Origin of the sequence: Sinomonas sp. B1-1 (assembly GCF_050474465.1) — a bacterium.
In the GTDB taxonomy this organism is placed as follows: domain Bacteria; phylum Actinomycetota; class Actinomycetes; order Actinomycetales; family Micrococcaceae; genus Sinomonas; species Sinomonas flava.
In genome coordinates, this window is record NZ_JBCHVF010000001.1 from 153,635 (window position 1) to 175,230 (window position 21,596).

19 protein-coding genes are annotated in these 21,596 nt (G+C 71.9%); 15 read left to right on the forward strand and 4 right to left on the reverse strand.

The features are described 5' to 3' along the window. Positions 1-35: 35 nt before the first annotated feature. The 4 genes from ACQ5BE_RS00675 (at position 36) to ACQ5BE_RS00690 (ending at position 5,412) form a co-directional block, all read left to right on the forward strand. On the forward strand, positions 36-2,780 hold the full coding sequence (locus ACQ5BE_RS00675) for a GNAT family N-acetyltransferase (RefSeq protein WP_430295056.1): 2,745 nt from the start codon (positions 36-38) through the stop codon (positions 2,778-2,780). 78 nt (positions 2,781-2,858) lie between these two features. Continuing rightward, on the forward strand, positions 2,859-3,548 hold the full coding sequence (locus ACQ5BE_RS00680; RefSeq protein WP_208712393.1) for a DUF5998 family protein: 690 nt from the start codon (positions 2,859-2,861) through the stop codon (positions 3,546-3,548). Beyond that, positions 3,549-4,745 (forward strand): alkaline phosphatase family protein, encoded by a 1,197-nt coding sequence (locus ACQ5BE_RS00685; RefSeq protein WP_430295057.1) that lies wholly within the window; start codon positions 3,549-3,551, stop codon positions 4,743-4,745. Further along, a complete protein-coding gene (locus tag ACQ5BE_RS00690) occupies positions 4,738-5,412 on the forward strand; it encodes a thymidine kinase (protein ID WP_430295058.1) in 675 nt (224 codons plus the stop codon). The genes ACQ5BE_RS00685 and ACQ5BE_RS00690 overlap by 8 nt, the downstream gene beginning before the upstream one ends. Before the next feature lie 33 nt (positions 5,413-5,445). Here the strand turns inward: ACQ5BE_RS00690 and sepH are convergent, their stop codons facing one another. After that, the gene (gene sepH, locus ACQ5BE_RS00695; RefSeq protein ID WP_430295059.1) at positions 5,446-6,915 is read right to left on the reverse strand and encodes a septation protein SepH; all 1,470 of its coding nucleotides are present in this window, start codon (positions 6,913-6,915) and stop codon (positions 5,446-5,448) included. A gap of 309 nt (positions 6,916-7,224) precedes the next feature. Here sepH and ACQ5BE_RS00700 point away from each other — a divergent pair, with 309 nt between their 5' ends. Beyond that, positions 7,225-7,524 carry a DUF4193 domain-containing protein gene (locus tag ACQ5BE_RS00700; RefSeq protein WP_208712396.1) on the forward strand — a complete coding sequence of 100 codons (300 nt, stop codon included), beginning with the start codon at positions 7,225-7,227 and terminating at the stop codon, positions 7,522-7,524. Between the two features lie 131 nt (positions 7,525-7,655). Here the strand turns inward: ACQ5BE_RS00700 and ACQ5BE_RS00705 are convergent, their stop codons facing one another. After that, entirely contained in the window at positions 7,656-8,138 is a 483-nt protein-coding gene (locus tag ACQ5BE_RS00705; RefSeq protein ID WP_430295060.1) for a DUF3093 domain-containing protein, read from the reverse strand. A 61-nt stretch (positions 8,139-8,199) separates the two neighbouring features. On the opposite strand from ACQ5BE_RS00705, the gene dut reads away from it, so the two are divergent. The 4 genes from dut to ACQ5BE_RS00725 all read left to right on the forward strand — a co-directional run bounded on the left by dut (position 8,200) and on the right by ACQ5BE_RS00725 (position 10,520). Continuing rightward, complete coding sequence (dut, locus tag ACQ5BE_RS00710) at positions 8,200-8,700, forward strand: dUTP diphosphatase (protein WP_430295061.1); 501 nt, start codon at positions 8,200-8,202, stop codon at positions 8,698-8,700. A 74-nt stretch (positions 8,701-8,774) separates the two neighbouring features. Next, positions 8,775-9,497: a DUF3710 domain-containing protein gene (locus ACQ5BE_RS00715; protein WP_430295062.1), complete on the forward strand. Its 723-nt coding sequence runs from the start codon at positions 8,775-8,777 to the stop codon at positions 9,495-9,497. After that, entirely contained in the window at positions 9,490-9,807 is a 318-nt protein-coding gene (locus ACQ5BE_RS00720) for an OB-fold nucleic acid binding domain-containing protein (protein WP_430295063.1), read from the forward strand. The genes ACQ5BE_RS00715 and ACQ5BE_RS00720 overlap by 8 nt, the downstream gene beginning before the upstream one ends. Beyond that, complete coding sequence (locus tag ACQ5BE_RS00725) at positions 9,804-10,520, forward strand: DUF3159 domain-containing protein (RefSeq protein WP_430295737.1); 717 nt, start codon at positions 9,804-9,806, stop codon at positions 10,518-10,520. The genes ACQ5BE_RS00720 and ACQ5BE_RS00725 overlap by 4 nt, the downstream gene beginning before the upstream one ends. A gap of 6 nt (positions 10,521-10,526) precedes the next feature. Here the strand turns inward: ACQ5BE_RS00725 and ACQ5BE_RS00730 are convergent, their stop codons facing one another. After that, positions 10,527-11,252, reverse strand: coding sequence for a potassium channel family protein (locus tag ACQ5BE_RS00730; RefSeq protein WP_413250726.1), 726 nt, complete (start codon positions 11,250-11,252; stop codon positions 10,527-10,529). Then, on the reverse strand, positions 11,253-11,924 hold the full coding sequence (locus ACQ5BE_RS00735) for a potassium channel family protein (RefSeq protein ID WP_430295064.1): 672 nt from the start codon (positions 11,922-11,924) through the stop codon (positions 11,253-11,255). It abuts the gene before it with no gap. 56 nt (positions 11,925-11,980) lie between these two features. Between ACQ5BE_RS00735 and ACQ5BE_RS00740 the strand changes: the two genes are divergently transcribed. From ACQ5BE_RS00740 to ACQ5BE_RS00765, 6 genes are all read left to right on the forward strand, one after another. Next, on the forward strand, positions 11,981-13,954 hold the full coding sequence (locus ACQ5BE_RS00740) for an APC family permease (protein WP_430295066.1): 1,974 nt from the start codon (positions 11,981-11,983) through the stop codon (positions 13,952-13,954). Beyond that, the gene (locus ACQ5BE_RS00745; protein WP_430295067.1) at positions 13,951-15,330 is read left to right on the forward strand and encodes a class I SAM-dependent RNA methyltransferase; all 1,380 of its coding nucleotides are present in this window, start codon (positions 13,951-13,953) and stop codon (positions 15,328-15,330) included. Before ACQ5BE_RS00740 ends, ACQ5BE_RS00745 begins: the two co-directional genes overlap by 4 nt. 136 nt (positions 15,331-15,466) lie before the next feature. Continuing rightward, positions 15,467-18,304: an aconitate hydratase gene (locus ACQ5BE_RS00750; RefSeq protein WP_430295069.1), complete on the forward strand. Its 2,838-nt coding sequence runs from the start codon at positions 15,467-15,469 to the stop codon at positions 18,302-18,304. Positions 18,305-18,443: 139 nt separating this feature from the next. After that, positions 18,444-20,426, forward strand: a complete 1,983-nt coding sequence (gene dxs / locus ACQ5BE_RS00755; RefSeq protein WP_430295071.1) for a 1-deoxy-D-xylulose-5-phosphate synthase — start codon at positions 18,444-18,446, stop codon at positions 20,424-20,426. After that, positions 20,423-21,034: a DUF402 domain-containing protein gene (locus tag ACQ5BE_RS00760; protein ID WP_430295073.1), complete on the forward strand. Its 612-nt coding sequence runs from the start codon at positions 20,423-20,425 to the stop codon at positions 21,032-21,034. Before dxs ends, ACQ5BE_RS00760 begins: the two co-directional genes overlap by 4 nt. Beyond that, positions 21,031-21,588 carry a hypothetical protein gene (locus tag ACQ5BE_RS00765; RefSeq protein WP_430295074.1) on the forward strand — a complete coding sequence of 186 codons (558 nt, stop codon included), beginning with the start codon at positions 21,031-21,033 and terminating at the stop codon, positions 21,586-21,588. Before ACQ5BE_RS00760 ends, ACQ5BE_RS00765 begins: the two co-directional genes overlap by 4 nt. The last annotated feature ends 8 nt before the right edge of the window (positions 21,589-21,596 follow it).

Genomic DNA, 21,596 nt, shown 5'->3' on the forward strand with positions numbered 1-21,596 from the left:
CTTCTGCTGAGACGGGCCTGAACTAGGCTAAGCCTATGGCGGACCAGGGCTCTGACACCGGATTTCCTCTGCACAGCGTCGTTCCCCTGAACGGAGCATATCCGCACCACTGGGAGGCCGACGTGGTGCTCCGGGACGGCGGCACGGCCCATCTCCGCCCCATCAGGCCCGAGGACGCCGAGGCGCTCCAGGACTTCCACGTGCACCAGTCCGAGGGGTCGATCTACCTCCGCTTCTTCAGCTACAAGGCCCGCCTGACCGCCGCAGAGCTCAAGCGCTTCACCGAGGTCGACCACCGCGACCGCGTGGCCCTCGTCATCACGGTCGGCGACGAGATCATCGGCGTGGGACGGTACGACAGGCTCTCGGACCCGGCCGAAGCCGAGGTGGCCTTCAACATCTCCGACCGCCACCAGGGACGCGGCCTCGGCTCGATCCTGCTCGAGCACCTCGCCGCCGCCGCCCGCGAGAACCACATCCGCCGCTTCACCGCCGAGGTCCTGCCCGAGAACCGCAAGATGCTCACGGTGTTCGCGGAGGCCGGGTACGCCCTGAACCGGCACTTCGACGAAGGCGTCGTCAGCGTCGAGTTCGAGATCGACCCGACCGAGAAGTCGCGCGCGGTCATGGAATCCCGCGAGCACCGCGCCGAGGCGCGCAGCGTGCTCGGCCTCCTCGCGCCGTCGTCCATTGCGGTGATCGGGGCCAGCCGCACGTGGGGGACCCTGGGCTACCAGCTCCTCGAGCACGTGGTCGAGGGAGGGTTCGCCGGGCGCGTGCACGCCGTCAACCCGGAGGCGCTCGAGCTGGGCGGGATGATGGCCTACGGGACGATCGCCGAAGTGCCGGACCCGGTCGACGTCGCGGTCATCGCCGTGCCGTACGGGGAAGTCCCCGACGTCGTCGCGCAGTGCGGGGCCGCGGGCGTGAAGGGAGTCGTGATCGCCTCGGGCGGCTTCGCCGAGCGCGCGGAGGAGGGCCTCGCCGCGCAGCGCGAGATCGTCCGGCACGCCCGCTCGCAGGGAATGCGCGTGGTGGGTCCCGAGTCCCTCGGGATCGCCAACACCGACCCGGACGTGCGGCTCAACGCCTCCCTCGCCCCCCACCTTCCGCGCCAGGGCAGCCTCGGGCTGTTCAGCCAGTCGGCCTCGATCGGGGTCGCCCTCTACGCGGCCGCGGACCGGCGGTTCCTCGGCTTCTCCTCGATCGTCTCCGCGGGCAACCGCGCCGACGTCTCCGGCAACGACCTCATGCAGTACTGGGAGGACGATGTCGCCACGGGTGCGGTGGGCCTCTACCTCGAGTCGTTCGGCAATCCGCGCAAGTTCTCCCGGATCGCCCGGCGCCTCGCCCGCAGCAAGCCGGTCATCGTGGCCAAGAGCGAGGTGACGGGCCTGCGTCTGCCGCCGGGGCATTCGGTCCGCACGACCCAGGCGCCGCCCGGAGCCCTCGACGCGATGCTGCGCCAGGCCGGCGTCATCCGTGTGAGCACGGTCGAGCAGCTCGTCGACGTCGCCCAGATCGCCGTGGGCACCCTCCCGGCGGGCCCGAACGTCGCGGTGCTGTCCAACTCGCTTGCCCTGGCGCGTGTCGTGGCCGACGGTGCCGAGGCCGACGGGCTGCGCGTCGTCGCCTCCGAGGGCGACCTCGACCTGGCCCAGGGGCTCTCGCTGGCCCTGCCAGCGCTCAAGCGCCGGCTCGTGGCACTCGCCGCCCGCGAGGACGTGCACGCCGTCGTCGTGGCGATCCTCCCCGTCCAGGGGCTCCGCGTGCCGCAGGTCGCCGCGACGCTCGCCGAGGCGGCGGAGAGCTCGGGGACCACGGTCGTCGCGGCCTTCCCCGGTGTGCTGGACCGTCGCGTGGACACCGCCGGCCTCCTGCCCGCCCCGACCGGTGCCGCGGACGCCCCGCTCGGCGCGCCCCAGGTCCCCAGCTACTCGAGTGCGGGGGAGGCCGTCGCGGCGCTCGCCGCCGTCGTCCGCTACACCGAGTGGCTCGCCCGGGACCCCGGCGCCCCCTTCGAGGCGGAGCACGACGACGACGCCGCGGACGCGCTCATCGAGGCCCGGCTCGCCGGGGTCGAGGGGACGGAGCTCGTGCGCCTCGAGGCGGACGACGCCGCGCGCCTCCTCGGGTGCTACGGCATCCCCGTGCTGGCCGCCCGCCCCGTCACGAGCGCGGACGAGGCGGTCGCGGCCGCCGACGCCCTCGGCTGGCCGGTCGCCATCAAGTCCGCCGCCGCGAACCTCAGGCACCGGCTCGACCTCGGGGCGGTGCGCCTCGACATCACCGACGCGGACGCGCTGCGCGCCGCGTTCGCCCAGATGGGCCAGTCGCTCGCGCCGTACGGCGGCGGCCACTTCGAGATCCAGCGGATGGCGCCAGTGGGCCAGGCCTGCGTGGTGCGCGCAATCGAGGACCCGCTGCTGGGGCCGGTGCTCTCGTTCGGCCTCGCGGGGGACGCCGTGTCCCTCCTCGAGGACTGGGCGCACCGCATCACGCCGCTCACCAGCGGGGACATCCGCGAGATCGTCCGTTCGCCCCGCGCCGCCGTGAAGCTGTTCGGCCACGAGGGCCTCCCCGCCCTCGACGTCGCGGCCGTCGAGGACCTCGTGGGCCGCGTGTCCCTGCTCAAGGACCGGCACCCGGAAGTGTCGCTGCTCGAGCTCAAGCCCGTCGTCGTGAGCGAGGCTGGGCTCACGGTGCTCTCGGCGGAGGTCTGGGTCGGGAACGCCGCGCGGCGCATGGACAGCGCGCGGCGGGCCATGATCGCGCAGTAGCCCGCGCCGTCGTGCGCCGGAGGGGGAGACGGCGGGCGGTTTTGGGAAGCCCCGGAGGCGTCTGGGAGAATGTCGCCCATGACCCACAACGCGTCCGGTGGTCCCGCAGGCCAGCAGTTCCGCGGAACCCCGGGGGAGACCCTCACGTCTGCCCTCGAGAGGACGGGGTTCTACCCGCGCCTCGTCGGCGACGTCGTCGAGGACGCCCTCGGCGGCAGGGTTCCGCTGTCCCACCTGACCCACCTCGAGACCCACTTCGAGCGCTCCGAGGTCCGCCGCCACGTGACGGTGCTGGTCCTCACCGACGACATGCTCGTCGTGACCCATGTCGACGAGGCCCCCCTCGACGACGCGGGGCACCGCATGTCCGCGCAGGTCTCCACCGAGTCCGTTCCGGTCTCGCAGATCGCCACCGTCGTGCTCTCCTACGTCTACGCCCAGCCCGCCGAGTACGCTCCCGGGGACCCGGTGCGCGAGGTGACCCTTGCGATCGCCTGGAGCGGCGGCCAGCGAGTGGACCTCGTGCCCGCCGGGTGCGGCGACCCCCAGTGCGAGGCCGACCACGGCTACACCGGCACGATCGCCCAGGAGGACCTCGTCCTGCGGATCAGCGCCGAGGCGGACGGGCCGCGCGCCGTGGACGACGCCAGGGAGTTCGCGCGGCTCCTGCGCGCCGTCAACACCGGCACGCCCCCCGCTCCCGTGGGCCGCCCGCGGCTCGCCTCCCCGTTCTCCCCTCGGGGCCTGCGCGGCCACGGTGGCCGGTAGATGGCCGGAACACCGCTCCCGCCGCCTCCCGCCTACGGCTCCCGCTCCATCGCCGACCTCCTGCCCAGCTGTGCCGCCGCGCTCGGCGCCGAGGGCTTCGACAACGTCCTCGGCCTGCCCGGCGTGCCCCAGATCTGCCTCGTCATGGTGGACGGGCTGGGACGGGCCCTCCTGACGCGCAAGGCCGCGCACACCCCGTTCCTGCGCGAGAAGCTGGCCGCGGGGCAGGGCTCCATCCCCGCAGCGCTCGACGCGGCCTTCCCCTCCACCACGGCTGCCTCCCTCGCGAGCCTCGGCACCGGCGTCCCGCCGGGCCAGCACGGCATGGTCGGGTACGACGTGCTCGCCCCGCATCTCGACCGCGTGGTCAACCAGCTCAACGGCTGGGACCCGGAGGTCGACCCGGACCGCTGGCAGCCCTTCCCCACCGTGTTCGAGCGGCTCCACCCCGACATCCACGTCGCGACCGTGAGCCTGCCGCAGTTCGAGGGCTCGGCCATGACGCGCGCCGCGCTGCGCGGCGGCGAGTTCATCGGCGCCGGCAGCCTCCACGAGCGCACGACGGCGGCCGCCGGGGCCATGGCGCGCCACCCCCGCATGCTGGCCTACTTCTACCTCAACGAGCTCGACAAGGCGGGCCACCAGTTCGGCTGCGCCTCTCCCGAATGGGAGGTCGCCCTCGAGGAGGTGGACTCGTGCGTGCGGCGCCTCGACGCCCAGCTGCCCGCGGGCGCCCTCGTGCTCGTCGTGGGAGACCACGGCATGGTGGACATCGCCGCGCCGCGCCGGGTCGACTTCGGTGCCGAGCCGGAGCTCACGGCGGGGGTCCGGCACACCGCCGGGGAGCCACGCATGGTGCACCTCCACCTCGAGGACGGGACGGACGACGCCGCCCGCGCGGCGGTCGTGGGGCGGTGGCAGGAACGCTTCGGGAGCCAGGCGTGGGTGCTCACCCGCGACGAGGCGGTGGGACACGGCCTCTTCGGCGAGGTGTCCGAGACGGTGCTGCCCAGGATCGGCGACGTGATCGTGGCCGCGCACGGCGACATCGCGCTCTTCGACGGCCGCCGCGTGCGGCCTCAGGCCTTCGACATGGTCGGCCAGCACGGGTCGTGGACGAAGGCCGAGCGCCAGGTGCCGCTCGTGGCGTTCCGCGCGCGCGGTCCGCTCACGTCGAAGCGGAGGCGCCGTGGCTGAGCTCGTCTTCTTCACGGGCACGATGGACAGCGGCAAGTCGACCCTGGCCCTCCAGATGGACTACAACCACCGTGCGGGCGGCCGCCGGGGACTCCTCTTCACGAGCCGGGACCGCTCGGGCGAGGCGGTCATCTCGAGTCGGCTCGGGCTGCGCACCCCCGCCATCGAGGTCGCAGCGGCGACGAGCTTCTGGGACGAGGTGGTGCGGCGGCGCACGCATGCGGCCGAGGTCGACTACCTCATCTGCGACGAGGCCCAGTTCTACACCGCGGCCCAGGTCGAGGAGCTCGCACGGGTCGTGGACGAGCTCGAGGTCGACGTGTACGCGTTCGGGATCGGCACGGACTTCCGGGCGCGGCTGTTCGAGGGGTCGCGCAGGCTCGTCGAGCTCGCGGACCGCGTCGAGACGCTCCAGGTCCCGACGCTGTGCTGGTGTGGGCGGCGGGCGACGCACAATGCGCGCACCGTGGACGGGCGGATGGTCCTGACCGGGGAGCAGGTCGTCGTCGCCGACATCGCCGGTCGCGGACCTGCGCCTGCCGAGGCCGGTGACCAGGGCGCTGTCGGGTACGAGACTCTGTGCCGGCGGCACTACATGGCGGGCCGGACGGCGACGGACGCGAACCTCCTGGGGGAGGCGGAGCAGCTCCTGCCCTTCGGCGACTAGGCGCCTCGGTGGCTGGACATCAGTGGGCCGGCGTCAGTCGCCCTTGGTCCCGAAGACGATCTCGTCCCAGCTGGGGACCGAGGACCGCTTGGGCCGCGACGACCTGCGCGGCTGCGGCTCCGGGGGAGGGGCACCCGCGCTGCCCGCGGGCGCGGGACGCTCGGCGGGGCCCGATCGGCCGGCATCCGAAGGCCTCGGAGGTTCGGGGCGGCCCGGGGGCGCCGGGCGCATCGGGGGCTCCGTCCGACGGGCAGGCTCGTCGCGGCCGGGCGAGCGGGTGCTGACTGGGCCGTCCTCCGCATCGGGCGCGCTGCCCTCGGGCTCACCAGGCTCCGGGGTGCCGTTGCCCCGGGGCGGCGCGGTGGGGACGAGTGTGATCTCGCGCGTGGCGGTGCTCAGCCCGGGCCGGAGGCCGAGGTGCCCCTGGTCGTCCTCCGGCGCGCGGCCGTTGAGCCGCGAGAGCAGCGACGTGATGCCGCCCCGCTGGACCGGGGCGGGCTCCGGGGGCTCGGGTGTCGCGGGCTGCGGTGTCTGGCCGGCACCGGACGCTGCCTCCTCCTCCGGAGCCGCAGCGTGGGCGAGGCCGGCGCCGTCCCCGGCGCTCTCACCCTCGCCGGCGTCCCTCACCTCGGACGGCCGCGGATGGGCCGCTGGGATGCCGTGCGTGAGGAGCAGGGCGAGGGCATCGTCGGCGTCTTCATCCACGCCGAGCCGCTGGCCGCGTCGGGCGCGGAGCATGTCCAGGAGCTCTCCCTCGCGGTCCAGGGCCGGCTCGGCCCGCGGCGATTCGGGGGCCTCGACGTCGAAGGGGTGGTCGGAGACCGCGGACAGCCTGCGGCGCGGGGAGGGGCCATCGAGCGGCTCCAGCTCGCTGAGCTGCTGTGCCCAGCGGTTCGCGTTCGTGATCGTCCGGTGGACGGGATGGTAGGTCCACAGTGCGGGGGGCTCCTCGCCGATCGAGGCGGGCGCCCCCGCGGGCAGGGCGAAGCGGGCCACCACCGTCCACTGGCCGTCGGGACGGCGCCACGAGTCCCACTCGGCCTGGGCGGCGTCGACCCCGTGGAGCGAGAGCCGGTAGGCCACCATCTCCCCGAGCGTTGCCGGTTCGTAGGCGGCTGGGCCGCGCAGGGTGTCGTGGGAGGGCAGATGCCCCGGGACCTCAACCGCCTGGGCGCGGCGCACGATGTGCTCCCGCTCCGCCAGCACGGGCCCCTCGTAGCGCTGGACGCGGGCCAGCGGGACGCCTGAGCGCTCGGCGACCTCCTCGGCGGTCGCGCCGGCGCGGATCTCTGCCTGGATCTGGCGCGGCGAGAGGTCCGTGCCCTCTCCGCCCGCGCGCAGGGGCCGCTGGGGTGCGGGACGCGAGACGGCGCGGCGCAGGGCCTCGTCGAGGGAGAGCCGGAAGGTCTCCCCGTTCGCGCCGCTCAATATGAGGTGCGCGCCGTCCTCGTGGACGCCGACGAGCCGCAGCTCCTGCACATTCCCGTGCGCCAGGTCCCGCATTGAAGCCTCCACCCTTGCTCAGTCCTTGAGAAGAACTGTGCCATCCTGCCACGTGATTCCGAGGGTAGGTAGCCGGTGTGCCGCGAATTTCCGGCGCTCTGGCGCCTCCGGCGCGCGCTGTCCGGCACCGGGGGGCTCGGCCCGCGAGGAGTCGCGATCGGGAATGTTCCGGAGCGGAGTGGCGTTTTGGGCCGACATCGGGAACAATCTCCCCGTCACTGGGCACAAAACGGGGGCCGAGTGCGTTGGAACGGAACTACGTGGAATGCCACGTGACATTGCTAGCTACCGGAGCGTGAACGAAGAACTATGGCGACCGACTACGATGCGCCGCGCAAGAACGAGGAAGAGCTCAACGAGGATTCGATCGAGGAGCTGAAGACCCGCCGCACCGACAAGCAGTCTGCATCGGTGGACGAGGACGAGGCGGAGGCCGCGGACAGCTACGAGCTCCCGGGTGCCGATCTCTCCGGCGAGGAGCTCCTCGTGCGCGTGCTGCCGGCACAGGCAGACGAATTCACGTGTGCCTCGTGCTTCCTGGTCCGCCACCGCTCCCAGATTGCGAGGGAACGGAACGGGCTGCTGTACTGCAAGGAATGCGAAGGCTGACACTGCGCAGGGACCGCCCCCTGCCGGACAGAGCGGCCCCGGTGCTAAGCACCGGGGCCGCTCCTGTCTCCGGACCGCGTCCAATGCATACCGCGTCTGCTGCAGGCCGCGCCTCCCGCCAGCAGCGCGCGTCAGGCCGTGAGGGCGGCGACAAGCCTGTCCGGGTGGCGGGTCGAGACCAGCCAGTACGGAGTGGGGTCTTCCGGGTCTGTGAGCTCGACCCTGACGACGGGGGAGATCCACCCGCGGATGCAGAGGTAGGCGAGGGCGTTGAGCGCCGGCCCGCGCTGGGCGGTCGCGTCGTCGCCGTCGAACGCCTCCGCTGACCCGGCGAACTGCCGGGGGAGTGAGGCCCGCCCCGCCGTGAACGCCTCCGCTGTCACGGTGATGGCCGGGGTCGTGGCGATGAGCGCGGCCACGAGGACTGCAAGCAGGATCGCGGCCGCGGTGAAGCCGGCGGCGAGGCTGATCGGGGCGAAGACGAGGATTCCCGCTGCGGACACGCCCAGGGCCACGACCCAGACCCACCACGCCGGCCACAGCCGCTCCCTGTAGAGGACGGTGTCGGCAGGGCTCGGGCGGCCGCCCGGGGCGGGGGTGGTGGCGTCAGGCATGGATCCAGCTTTCCACCCGGGCGCCGCGGCGGCCAAACCGGTGCCCCGCTAGAGTGGACGGGTGAGCCAGGTGCACGAAACCACGCCGACCGTCCAGGACCCCGTCTGGGAGCCGACCCTCGACGTCCAGCTGAGGATGCTCGACGACGGGCTCGAGCCGCCGACGTACGCCCACCCCGGCGATGCGGGCGCAGACCTCCGTGCCCGGGTGGACGTCACTCTCGGCCCGGGTGAGCGCGCGCTCGTCCCGACAGGGGTCAGCATCGCGCTCCCGTTCGGCTACGTCGCGCTCATCCACCCGCGCTCGGGCCTCGCGACGAGGCACGGCCTCACCGTCGTCAACGCCCCCGGGACGGTCGACGCCGGATACCGGGGCGAGATCGCCGTGACCCTGCTCAACACCGACCTCGCCGCACCGGTGGCGCTGCGGCGCGGCGATAGAATTGCCCAAATGGTGATCCAGCGCGTCGAGCACGCGCGGTTCGTCCCTGTCGACGACCTGTCCGCGTCCGTGCGCGGCGAAGGGGGCTTCGGCTCGACCGGCGGGTTCGCGGCCATCTAGGCGCGCCCTGCACGAGGGACGCGATGGGGGCCGGCCCTGACCCCGCAGGGGCCGGCATGACTAAGGAGTATTGAGTGGCGCTGTTCGGACGTGGCAAGAACACCAAGCTGACGGCCGAGGACCCCTCGGTGCTTGGCCAGCCCAAGGACCGCCGTGCCGAGCCGGACAAGAGCGGCTACGGCAGGTCGCAGAAGGGCCCGTTCGATGCGAGCGAGGCCGACACGGACTCCGGCTATGTCGACCTCGGCTCGATCCTGGTCCGTCCGGCCGACGGGCTCCAGCTGCGCCTCGAACTCGAGGAGGCGACCCAGCGGGTGGTGGCCGTGACCATGGACCTCAACGGCTCGAGCCTCCAGCTCCAGGCCTTCGCGGCCCCCCGGTCCGAGGGGCTGTGGGGGGAGATCAGGGCGCAGATCGCCCAGTCGGTGGCCAGCCAGGGTGGCACCGTCGAGGAGGCCGAGGGCTCGTTCGGCACCGAGCTGCTCGCGCGGCTGCCCGCGGACGCGTCGGGCGGGAGCCGGTCGTACCGGGCCGCCCGCTTCATGGGGGTCGACGGCCCCCGCTGGTTCCTGCGCGGCGTGATCGGCGGTCCGGCTGCCGAGAACCGCGAGGCCGCAGCCCCGCTCGAGGAGCTGTTCCGCCACGTCGTGGTCGACCGCGGCGAGTCCCCGCTCCCGCCCCGCGAGCTCCTGCCGCTGCGGATCCCGGCCGACGCCTCGCCGAACGACGGCGGCGCAGCAGGGACCTCGGTTCCGCAGGCCCCGGAGCGCGGCCCGGAGATCACCCATCTTGGCTGACGGCGCCGGGCCGCGCTGGCTCGAGGACTTCGGCGACGCGCCGCATAGGGGGCTCGTGGCCGGGGAGGGCACCGTGAGGTCGCTCACGTTCGTCCCCGCGGACGCCACGCCGCGGCTGACCGCCATGCTCGAAGACGACCGCCATCGCCCCGGCCACGGCCGTGCGCTCCGCCTGATCTGGCTGGGCAGGCGACGGATCAGCGGCATCGCCGCCGGGACGCGCCTGCGGTTCTCAGGGATGCTCTCCCACGAGAACGCCATGCCGACCGTCTACAACCCCCGCTACGAGATCCTGGCCCAGGAGGACTGACGGTGAGCGCAGCCGACGACGACCGCCCGCAGAGGCCGGACCCCCGCCCGCAGGCGCCCAGCGCCGCGGACCTTGCCGCGGCCTACGCGGCGCAGGCCGGCCTGCACCGCCATGACGACGGCCGGATCGACGTCCTCCGCAGCGCGGGGGGCGCCCGGGGCCTCGCCGAGAGCATCCTGCCGGGCCTCGTGTTCCTCGTGGCGTTCACGGTTGCCCGTGACCTCGTGCTCTCGGCCGTGCTGGCCCTCGCGGTGGCGGCCGTCTTCGTCGTCGTGCGGCTCGTGGGACGCACGCGTCCCACCCAGGCGTTCGCGGGCGTGGTCGGCATCGCCGTCTCGGCGGCGCTCGCGCTGTTCACCGGGCGCCCCGAGGACTTCTACGTCACCGGGTTCTTCACGAACGCGGGATACGCGGCCGCGCTCGTGCTGTCGATGGCCCTCAGGTGGCCGCTCATGGGGGTCGTCTTCGGCTTCCTGCGCAACGAGGGCGTCCGGTGGCGGGACGACCCCGTCCGGGCCCGCCAGTACCGCCTCGCCACGTGGATCATGGCGGCCGTCCTCGCCCTGCGGCTCGTGGTCCAGGTCCCGCTCTACTTCATGGGCGACGCCGGTCTGGTCGCCCTCGGCACCACGCGGCTCCTCATGGGCGTCCCCCTGTACGCGCTCGGCGTGTGGGTGGCCTGGCTCGTGTCGCGGCCGATCCCGGGGCGGTAGGCGCACTCACCCGTCGAAGGCGTCGTCCTCGTCGGCCGTCTCCTCGGCTTCTCGGCCACGGACCGGGGCATCGGCGGCGGGCGCGAGCAGCGCCCGGAGCTCGTCCTCCGCCTGGATCGTGGTGAGGAAGAAGAGCTCGTCGCGGTGGTCGATCACGTCGTCGATGCTCGGCGCGATCGGCGCCTGGTCGCGCAGGATGGCCACGAGGGTGCAGTCCGACGGCCAGTCGATCTGCCCGACCGTGCTGCCGATGATGGCCGACCCGCCCGGGACGGTGAACTCGACGAGGGAAGAGACGCCGGTCTGGAGCGTGAGGAGGCGCACGACGTCGCCGATCTCCACCGCCTCCTCGACGAGCGCGGTCATGAGCCGCGGCGTGTTGACCGCGACGTCCACACCCCACGAGCCGTCGAACATCCAGTCGTTCTTCGGATTGTTCACACGGCCCACTGTGCGGCCCACCCCGAACTCCGTCTTGGCCAGGAGCGAGACGACGAGATTGACCTTGTCGTCGCCGGTCGCCGAGACCACGACGTCGGCCTCGTCGACGCGCGCCTCCTTCAGGGTCGACAGCTCGCACGCGTCGCCGATGAGCCACTTGGCCCCCCTCAGCCCGCTGCGGCCGATCACCTCGGGCTTCGGGTCGACGAGGAGGACCTCGTGGCGGTGCGCGAGGAGCTCCCGTGCGATCGAGCTGCCGACGCTGCCCGCGCCGGCGATGATGACCTTCACTTACGACTCCTTCACGGGGGCCATGGACAGGGCGCGGGTCACCTCTGCGGCATCCGCCATGTTCATCATGACGTGGACCGTGTCGCCCTCCTGGTAGCTGGTGGTCGGCGTGGGCAGCATGCCCTCGCCGAAGCGCGTGAGGTAGGCGACCCGGACGCGGGCCGCCCTCTCGATCGCCGAGAGCGGGTGCCCGAGCCATTCGGGCGCGAGGTCCACCTCGGTCAGCACCAGGCGGCCGGAGGGCTCGCGGAAGTCTCCGGAGACCCCCGACTCCGGGAGGATGCGGCGCAGGACCTGGTCGGCGCTCCAGCGCACCGCGGCCACGGTGGGGATCCCGAGGCGCTGGTAGATCTCGGCCCGGCCCGGGTCGTAGATGCGCGCGACGACGTGGGGGACGTGGAACGTCTCGCGGGCCACGCGGGTGGCGAGGATGTTCGAGTTGTCGCCGCTCGAGACGGCGGCGAAGGCGTACGCCTCCTCGATGCCGGCCTGCTTCATCGTGTCCCGGTCGAAGCCGATGCCCGTGACCTTGCGGCCCGCAAACGTTCGGCGCAGCCGCCGGAAGGCCCGGTCGTCCTGGTCGATGATCGCGACGGAGTGCCCGGAGTCCTCGAGCGTGTGGGCGAGCGTGACGCCGACGCGCCCGCAGCCCATGATCACGTAGTGCGCCATGCTGCCAAATCTACCGCGCCATGACATCCGCGGCCCTTTGCGCATAACGTGTCAGGGTGCTGACGATTCTCAACTCGGTCAAGCGCGTGATCGTCGGCCGCGCGCTGCGCAACGACCGGCTCTCGCACACCCTCCTGCCGAAGCGCATCGCGCTGCCCATCTTCGCCTCCGACGCGCTCTCCTCGGTCGCCTATGCGCCGGACGAGATCTTCCTCACCCTCGCCCTCGCAGGAGTCTCCGCCGTCGCGCTGTCCCCGTGGGTGGGGCTCGCCGTCATGCTCGTGCTGCTGACGGTCGTTGCGTCGTACCGGCAGAACGTCCACGCCTACCCGTCCGGGGGCGGCGACTACGAGATCGCCACCGAGAACCTGGGCCGGTTCGCGGGGCTGACCGTCGCGAGCGCGCTCCTCGTGGACTACGTGCTCACCGTCGCGGTGTCGATGTCCTCCGCAGCGACCTACCTGACCACCGCGATCCCGTCCCTGCACGGCACCCAGGCGATCATCGCCGTCGTGGGTGTCCTGGTCCTCGCGCTCGTGAACCTGCGCGGCATCAGGGAAGCCGGCACGGTGTTCGCCGTTCCGACCTACCTCTTCATGATCTCGATCCTGGGCATGACGGCCGTGGGGATCGTCCAGTGGCTCACGGGCACCCTGCGGCCCTCCCAGAGCGCCGACTTCACGATCGTGCCGGTGCCCGAGTTCGACCAGGGGCTCGTGGGCCTGGCCGGCGGGTTCCTGCTCCTGCGCGCGTTCTCCTCGGGCGCCGCGGCGCTCACCGGCGTCGAGGCGATCAGCAACGGCGTGCCGAACTTCCGCCCGCCCAAGAGCAGGAACGCCGCGACGACCCTCCTCATGCTCGGTGCCGTCGCCGCGTCCATGCTGGCCGGCATCATCTTCCTGGCCAACGCGACCCGCGTCCACGTCGTGCAGGATCCCGCCACAGAGCTGCTCCAGGACGGCAGGCCGCTCGCCGCCGACTACATCCAGACTCCCGTGATCGGCCAGATCGCCGACTCGGTCTTCGGGGCCGGCAGCATCGCGTTCTACATCGTCGTCGCGGCGACGGGCGTGATCCTCGTCTTCGCCTCCAACACGGCCTTCAACGGCTTCCCGGTGCTCGGCTCGATCCTGGCCCAGGACGGGTACCTCCCGCGGCAGCTGCGCACCCGCGGCGACCGTCTTGCCTTCAGCAACGGCGTGCTGGCGCTCGCGGCCGGCGCGATCATCCTCATCGTCGCGTTCGACGCCGATGTGACGCGGCTCATCCAGCTGTACATCGTGGGAGTGTTCGTCTCCTTCACCGCGAGCCAGCTCGGCATGATCCGGCACTGGACGCGCGAGCTCAAGCGGGTCAAGGACCGCGGGGTCCGCGTGCGGATGCAGCGGTCGCGCGTGATCAACACGATCGGCTTCGCGATGACGGCCACGGTGCTCGTGATCGTCCTCATCACCAAGTTCGAGCACGGGGCCTGGATCGCGCTACTGGCGATGTTCGCGCTGTTCCTGATCATGTGGAGCATCCACGCCCACTACGCGAACGTCGCGAGGGAGCTCGCCGTCGGCGACGACGTGTCGGCCCGTGCGCTCCCCAGCCGCGTCCACGCCGTCCTCCTCGTCTCGCACATCCGCAAGCCAGTGCTCCGTGCCCTCGCCTACGCCCGCGCGTCGCGGCCCTCGCGCCTGGATGCAGTCACCGTGGACATCAGCGCCGAGGAGACGGCCCAGACCGTGGCCGACTGGGAGAAGCTGGGGATCCCCGTCCCGCTGACCGTCCTCGCGAGCCCCTACCGCGAGACGATCACCCCGCTCATGGACTACATCCGCAACATCCACCGCGAGTCGCCGCGGGACCTCATCGTCGTCTACATCCCGGAGTACGTGGTGGGGAAGTGGTGGGAGCAGCTCGTGCACAACCAGACGGCGCTCCGGATCAAGGCGCGGCTGCACTTCGAGCCCGGGGTCATGGTGGCGTCCGTTCCATGGCAGCTGAAGTCGAGCGAGGAAGCCAGGAGGCTGCAGGAGCTGTGAGTGTGACCGAGACAGCACGGCAGGAGCGTGTCATCGAGCTGCGGCTGGGACCCGTTGCCCATGGAGGGCACGTCGTCGCACGGCACGAGGGGAGGGTGGTGTTCGTGCGCCACGGAATCCCCGGGGAGCTCGCGCGCGTGGCCCTCACCGATGCCGAGGAGGGCGCCAAGTTCTGGCGCGGGGACGTCGTCGAGGTCCTCGAGGCGTCCCCCCACCGGCGGGAGCACGTCTGGGACCTCGCCGACTCGCTGCGCGCCCACGCCGAGGGCCGGCTTCCCGTGGGCGGGGCGGAGTTCGGCCACATTGCCCTCGACGAGCAGCGGCGCCTCAAGGTCGCCGTCATCCGCGAGCAGCTCGAGCGGCTCGCCCACCTCGAGCGGGACATAGTGGTCGAGCCGGTGCCGCTCCGACCGGGTGCGGCGGACGACGGCGGCGGGCTGGCCTGGCGCACGCGCTGCAGCTTCGCCGTCACGCCCGAGGGGCGGCTCGCCATGCACGCGCACCGGTCGGAGGAGCTCATCCCGGTCACCGGGATGCCGCTCGCGACGGATGAGATCAATGCGCTCCGCCTCTGGGAGCTGGACCTGCGCGGCGTCGAACGCGTCGAGGTCGCGGCGCCGGCGTCGGGCACGGCGCCGCTGGTCGTGTTCACCCTTGCAGACGGCGTCGCGCCCGCGCGGCTCACGGAGATCCTGGACGGTCTCGACCCTTCCGTGTCGGCCAGCGCGGTCGGCTCCGCCGCCCTAGGACCCGGTGCCGCACGCTCGCCGCTCACCGTGCGGGGCCGTGGATCCGTCACCGAGCACGTCCTCGGCCACCACTACACCGTCACGGGAGAGGGCTTCTGGCAGATCCACCGCCGGGCCCCTGAGACGCTCGTCACGGCCGTCCTCGGCGCGCTCGACGGCGTGCTGGCGTCCGGCGGGCAGGTCGCCGACCTCTATGCCGGCGCGGGCCTCTTCACGGCGCCCCTGGCCGCCGCGGTGGGCCCCGGCGGCTATGTGCTCTCGGTCGAAGGGTCGCCGGGGACGAGCCGCGACGCGCGCCGCACGTTCAAGCGGCAGCCCGAGGTCGCCGTCGTCCAGGGCCGGGTGGAGCGGGTGCTGCGCAGCCACGGCGGGCCGGGGGCGTTCGACGCCGTCGTCCTCGATCCGCCCAGGGCCGGAGCGGGCCGGGAGGCGGTGCGGCAGCTGGTCGCGGCCGAGCCGAAGGCGATCGCCTACGTCGCGTGCGACCCGGCCTCGTTCGCGCGGGACCTCGGCTGGTTCCGGGACGCCGGCTGGATGCTCGGGAGCCTGAGGGCGTTCGACCTCTACCCCATGACGCACCACGTCGAATCGGTCGCACTCCTGCTGCCTCCGGGCGGGGCGAACTGAGGGCCGGCGAACTAGGATGGGCCGCGAGAGCCATCGCGGCCCAGGCTCGCATGCGCCGCCGGGGGGTAAGGCATGCCTAACTAGAACCTCGCTGGGGCCGGGACAAAGATGGCAGTGTTGCGAGAGGAGTCCTGCATTGAGCACTGTGGACAGCTTCGGAGCCAAAGGCGTCCTGAACGTCGGCGGAACCGAGTACGAAATTTTCCGGCTGAACTCCGTGGAAGGCGCCCAAAGCCTCCCCTTCAGCCTCAAGGTCCTGCTGGAGAACCTTCTCCGCACTGAGGACGGCGCGAACATCACCGCGGACCACATCCGCGCCCTTGCCGGCTGGGACCCCAACGCCCAGCCCAACACCGAGATCCAGTTCACCCCGGCCCGCGTCATCATGCAGGACTTCACTGGCGTGCCCTGCGTCGTTGACCTCGCGACGATGCGAGAGGCGGTCAAGGAGCTCGGCGGCGATCCCACGCGCGTGAACCCGCTGGCCCCCGCGGAGCTCGTGATCGACCACTCGGTCCAGATCGACGTGTTCGGCAACGCCGGCGCGATCGAGCGCAACATGGAGATCGAGTACCAGCGCAACGGTGAGCGCTACCAGTTCCTGCGCTGGGGCCAGACCGCGTTCGAGGACTTCAAGGTCGTCCCCCCGGGCATGGGCATCGTGCACCAGGTCAACATCGAGTACCTGGCCCGCACCGTGATGACCCGCGAAGTCAACGGCGCCCTGCGCGCCTACCCCGACACCCTCGTCGGCACCGACTCGCACACGACCATGGTCAACGGCCTCGGCGTGCTCGGCTGGGGCGTCGGCGGCATCGAGGCCGAGGCGGCCATGCTCGGCCAGCCCGTCTCGATGCTCATCCCGCGCGTGGTCGGCTTCAAGCTCTCGGGCGAGATCCCCGCGGGCGCCACCGCGACCGACGTCGTGCTCACGATCACCGAGATGCTGCGCAAGCACGGCGTCGTCGGCAAGTTCGTCGAGTTCTACGGCGAGGGCGTCGCGGCGGTGCCGCTTGCCAACCGTGCGACCATCGGCAACATGAGCCCCGAGTTCGGCTCGACCGCGGCGATGTTCCCGATCGACGGCGTCACGCTCGACTACCTGCGCCTCACCGGCCGCTCGGAGGAGAACGTCGCCCTCGTCGAGGCGTACGCCAAGGAGCAGGGCCTGTGGCATGACCCGTCGCGCGAGCTCCGCTTCTCGGAGTACCTCGAGCTCGACCTCGGCACCGTGGTCCCGTCGATCTCCGGCCCGAAGCGTCCCCAGGACCGCATCGAGCTCAGCGACGCGAAGGAGCAGTTCCGCAAGGACCTGCACAACTACGTCCAGGTCGGCAACGGCCGTCCCGAGGCCGGCAGCGTCGACGAGACGATCGACGAGTCGTTCCCGGCCTCCGACTCCCCGACCACGACCGAGGCCGACAGCCACGTCCACGAGACGGCCCGCCTGGCCAACCCGCTCGAGTCCGCGGCGTCGAACGCCTTCGGCCGCCCCTCGCAGCCCACCCATGTCTCCATGAGCGACGGCCGCGAGTTCGAGCTCGACCACGGCGCGGTCTCGATCGCCTCGATCACCTCGTGCACCAACACGTCCAACCCGTCGGTCATGCTCGCCGCCGCCGTGCTCGCGCGCAACGCCGTCGACAAGGGCCTCACCTCGAAGCCGTGGGTCAAGACCTCGGTTGCCCCCGGCTCCAAGGTCGTCACCGACTACTACGAGAAGTCCGGCCTCGTCCCGTACCTCGAGAAGCTCGGCTTCTTCACCGTCGGCTACGGCTGCACGACCTGCATCGGCAACTCGGGCCCGCTCGAGTCGGAGATCTCCGAGGCCGTCCAGGCCAACGACCTCTCGGTCACGGCAGTCCTCTCGGGCAACCGGAACTTCGAGGGCCGCATCAACCCCGACGTGAAGATGAACTACCTCGCGTCGCCGCCGCTCGTCATCGCGTACGCCCTCGCGGGCACGATGGACTTCGACTTCGACACGGACGCACTGGGCCAGGACCAGGACGGCAACGACGTCTTCCTCAAGGACATCTGGCCGAACCCGCGCGAGGTCCAGGAGGTCATGGACGCGTCCATCGACCAGGACATGTTCACGAACTCCTACGCGACGATCTTCGACGGCGACGAGCGCTGGCAGTCGCTCCCGACGCCGACCGGCAACACCTTCGAGTGGGACGAGAAGTCCACCTACGTCCGCAAGCCCCCATACTTCGAGGGCATGAAGGCGCAGCCGGACCCCGTTTCGGACATCTCCGGTGCGCGCGTCCTCCTCAAGCTGGGCGACTCGGTCACGACCGACCACATCTCCCCGGCCGGTTCGTTCAAGTCGGACACCCCCGCGGGCCAGTACCTCCTGGCCAACGGCGTGGAGCGCAAGGACTTCAACTCCTACGGCTCGCGCCGCGGCAACCACGAGGTCATGATCCGCGGAACCTTCGCGAACATCCGCATCAAGAACCAGCTCCTCGACGGCGTCGAGGGCGGGTTCACGAAGGACTTCACGCAGGACGGCGCCCCGCAGGCCTACGTCTACGACGCCGCGATGAACTACCAGAAGGCCGGCACCCCGCTCGTGGTCCTCGCGGGCAAGGAGTACGGCTCCGGGTCCTCCCGCGACTGGGCGGCGAAGGGCACCGCGCTCCTGGGCGTCAAGGCCGTCATCGCCGAGAGCTACGAGCGCATCCACCGCTCCAACCTCATCGGCATGGGCGTCCTCCCGCTGCAGTTCCCGGCGGGCGAATCCGCTGCGACGCTCGGCCTCACGGGCAACGAGGTGTTCTCCGTGGAGGGCATCACGGCGCTCAACGACGGCACGACCCCGGCCACCGTGAAGGTGACCGCGACGGCAGAGGACGGCTCCGAGAAGTCCTTCGACGCCGTCGTGCGCATCGACACGCCCGGCGAGGCGGACTACTACCGCAACGGCGGCATCCTGCAGTACGTGCTGCGCCAGATCTCGGCGAACTGAGCGGACTGACGCCCCTCGGGCGTCGGACCTGACCACGAAGGGCCCCCACCGTCTCCCGGTGGGGGTCCTTCGCCGTCCCGCAGGCCGAGCCGAGGAAGCGCTACAGTTGTTCGTGCACATTTCGAGCAAGGAGTCGCCCTTGGGCATCTTGGAGTCCATCGAGGGTCCGAAGGACCTCAACCGCCTCAGCGCGGCCGAGCTCGAGGACGCGGCCGAGGAGATCCGGCAGTTCCTGATCCGCACCGTGTCGCAGACCGGAGGCCACCTCGGACCGAACCTCGGCGTCGTCGAGCTCACGCTCGCGCTCCACCGGGTGTTCGACTCGCCGCGGGACAGCATCGTCTTCGACACCGGGCATCAGTCCTACGTGCACAAGCTCGTGACCGGCCGCAAGGACTTCTCCACCCTCCGCCAGCAGGGGGGCCTCTCGGGCTACCCCTCGCGGGCCGAGAGCGTGCACGACATCGTCGAGTCCTCGCACGCATCCTCCTCCCTGTCCTGGGCGGACGGCATCTCGCGTGCCCGCAAGCTCACCGGCGAGGGCGACCGCTACACCGTGGTCGTCATCGGGGACGGGGCCCTGACCGGCGGCATGTCCTGGGAGGCGCTGAACAACATCGCGGCGGACAAGGACCGGCGGGTGGTGATCGTGGTCAACGACAACGGCCGCTCCTACGCGCCCACCGTCGGCGGCGTCGCCGACTACCTGGCCTCGATGCGGCCCGCGATCGACAAGGTCCGCACCACCGCGGCGTACGAGGGGATGCTCGATCTCGCCAAGCGCCGCCTCAAGAACGGCGGGCCGCTCGGCCAGTTCGTCTACAGGGGCCTGCACGCGACCAAGAAGGGCCTCAAGGACTGGTGGGCGCCCCAAGGCATGTTCGAGGACCTGGGCCTGAAGTACGTCGGCCCGGTGGACGGCCACGACCTGCGCGCCCTGGAGGAGGCGCTCGCCACCGCGAAGAACTTCGCCGGACCCGTGATCGTCCATGCCATCACGGAGAAGGGGCACGGCTACGCTCCGGCGCGCAACCACGAGGCCGACCAGTTCCACGCGGTCGGCGTGATCGACCCCGAGACCGGGGCACCTGCCGAGACGGGCGGGGGCACGTCGTGGACGAGCGTCTTCGCCGACGAGATCGCCGCGATCGCCGACGAGCGCGAGGACGTCGTCGGGATCACGGGGGCGATGCTCATTCCCGTGGGCCTGCACAAGTTCGCCGCGCGGCACCCCGACCGCGTGTTCGACGTGGGCATCGCCGAGCAGCACGCGGTGGCGTCCGCGGCCGGCATGGCGTTCGGCGGCCTCCACCCCGTCGTCGCCCTCTACGCGACCTTCCTCAACCGCGCGTACGACCAGCTCCTCATGGACGTCGCGCTCCACAAGGCCGGCGTGACCCTTGTCCTGGACAGGGCCGGCGTCACCGGCCCCGACGGGGCAAGCCACCACGGGCAGTGGGACATGGCGCTCGTGCAGAGCATCCCGGGCCTGCACCTCGCTGCGCCGCGGGACGCGTCCCGCCTGCGCGAGGAGCTCCGCGAGGCCGTCGCGGTCGACGACGCGCCGACGGTCGTGCGCTTCTCAAAGGGCACCGTGGGCCCGGAGACCGAGGCGATCGAGCGCCTCGACGACGGCGTCGACGTGCTCGCCCGGGCCGGACACGGCGTGCCGGGCGAGGCCGGCCCCGACGTCCTGCTCGTCTCCGTGGGCGCGATGAGCGAGATCGCGCTCGATGTGGCGCGGCGCCTCGAGCACCAGGGGATCAGCTCGACAGTCGTCGACCCGCGGTGGGTGCTCCCCGTTCCGCGCAGCCTCATCCGGCTCGCGGCCCGCCACCGCATCGTCGTGTGCCTCGAGGACGGCGTGCGCACGGGCGGAGTGGGCTCGCGCATCCGGCAGGAGATGCGCGCCGCGGGAGTGGACACGGCGCTGAACGAGGTGGGCCTGCCCGCGGAGTTCCTCGACCACGGCACCCGCGCGCAGGTCCTCGAGCGGGTGGGCCTCACACCCCGGCAGATCACGCACGACATCGTCGCGCAGGTCCTCGGCACGAAGGTCCCCTTCGCGCGCCCGCTGCCCGGGCAGCCCGCCCCCTCCACCGGCAGCCTGCCCCAGCTGTGACAATCCCGACTGGTCCCTGGACACCGGCTCCGCCGTCGGGCGCGGACACTCCGCGGCCAGGAGAGCTCGTCGTAGCCCGCAACCGCAAGTGGGACGGCAGGGGGCACTGGGTGGTCCCAGGCTTCAGCCTCGGCGAGGACGAGCACGGCTGGTGGATCTACCAGGGCAGGGGAGAGTTCATCTCCCGCCCGGGCGCCGCGCTGCACACGCGCTCGGACGCGGTCCTGCTCGTACCCCGGGCCGGGGGCTACGCGGCCACCTTCTACGACGACACCAACCCGGGCGACTTCCGCGTCTACGTGGACCTCGCCTGGGACCTCGCGTGGCACCGCATCGGCGAGCCCGCGGGCCCCGGCCACCCGGGGGTGGTCGAGTTCCACATGGTCGACATGGACCTGGACGTGATCCGGTCCGCCCACCACGGGGTGTTCGTCGACGACGAGGACGAGTTCGAAGAGCACCGCCGCGAGCTCGCCTACCCCCAGGAACTCGTGGCCGCCGTCCGCGCGGAGTGCGCGCGCATCCACCGGGCGGTGCTGGACGGCACCGGCCCCTTCGACGGAACCGCCGACGCCTGGATGGCGCGCGGCCGGAAGGAGAACGCATGAGCTACACGAGGCTGTACAGGCGCACCGAGGACGGGACCCTCGAGTTCCGCGAGGCGTGGTACGACGACGAGGCCGCCCAGTTCGTGGTCAACCACGGCACGGTGGGCCACCAGTCCAAGACCCAGGAGACGGACGACGTCGGCGCTGACGCCGGCGAGGCGCTCCTGGCCGCCTTCGAGGCACAGTGCGCCGAGGACGGCTACGGCCCGGTGCCCGACGACCAGCTGTGGCGGGTCGTCGCCCAGTTCGCACTCAAGACCGCCGAGGGCACTGAGCGGGACAGACACCTCGAGCGGCAGGCAGTGCAGGCGCTGTCGGCCCACCTGGCCTGGCGCGGCCTCGGGACGGTCGAGGGCAGCTCGATCGGCGCTGGGAAGCTCAACGTCTTCGCGACCTGCGTCGACGCCGGCAAGGCCGTCACGGCGGTCAAGACCTGCCTGCGCGAGGCCACGAGCGACTTCACGAAGCTCTCGATCGCCGTCGCGCCGGCCACCGACCCGGAGGCTTTCAGGCTCAAGCACGCACCCGCCGGGGTCCGCGGCTTCTCACTGTAGGACCGGCG

Coding starts and splice junctions, on each gene's coding strand:
- ACQ5BE_RS00765 (WP_430295074.1), top strand. CDS start 21,031: ATGAGCTACACGAGGCTGTACAGGCGCACCGAGGACGGGACCCTCGAG.
- sepH (WP_430295059.1), bottom strand. CDS start 6,915: ATGCGGGACCTGGCGCACGGGAATGTGCAGGAGCTGCGGCTCGTCGGC.
- ACQ5BE_RS00735 (WP_430295064.1), bottom strand. CDS start 11,924: ATGGCGCACTACGTGATCATGGGCTGCGGGCGCGTCGGCGTCACGCTC.
- ACQ5BE_RS00705 (WP_430295060.1), bottom strand. CDS start 8,138: ATGCCTGACGCCACCACCCCCGCCCCGGGCGGCCGCCCGAGCCCTGCC.
- ACQ5BE_RS00680 (WP_208712393.1), top strand. CDS start 2,859: ATGACCCACAACGCGTCCGGTGGTCCCGCAGGCCAGCAGTTCCGCGGA.
- ACQ5BE_RS00675 (WP_430295056.1), top strand. CDS start 36: ATGGCGGACCAGGGCTCTGACACCGGATTTCCTCTGCACAGCGTCGTT.
- ACQ5BE_RS00700 (WP_208712396.1), top strand. CDS start 7,225: ATGGCGACCGACTACGATGCGCCGCGCAAGAACGAGGAAGAGCTCAAC.
- ACQ5BE_RS00685 (WP_430295057.1), top strand. CDS start 3,549: ATGGCCGGAACACCGCTCCCGCCGCCTCCCGCCTACGGCTCCCGCTCC.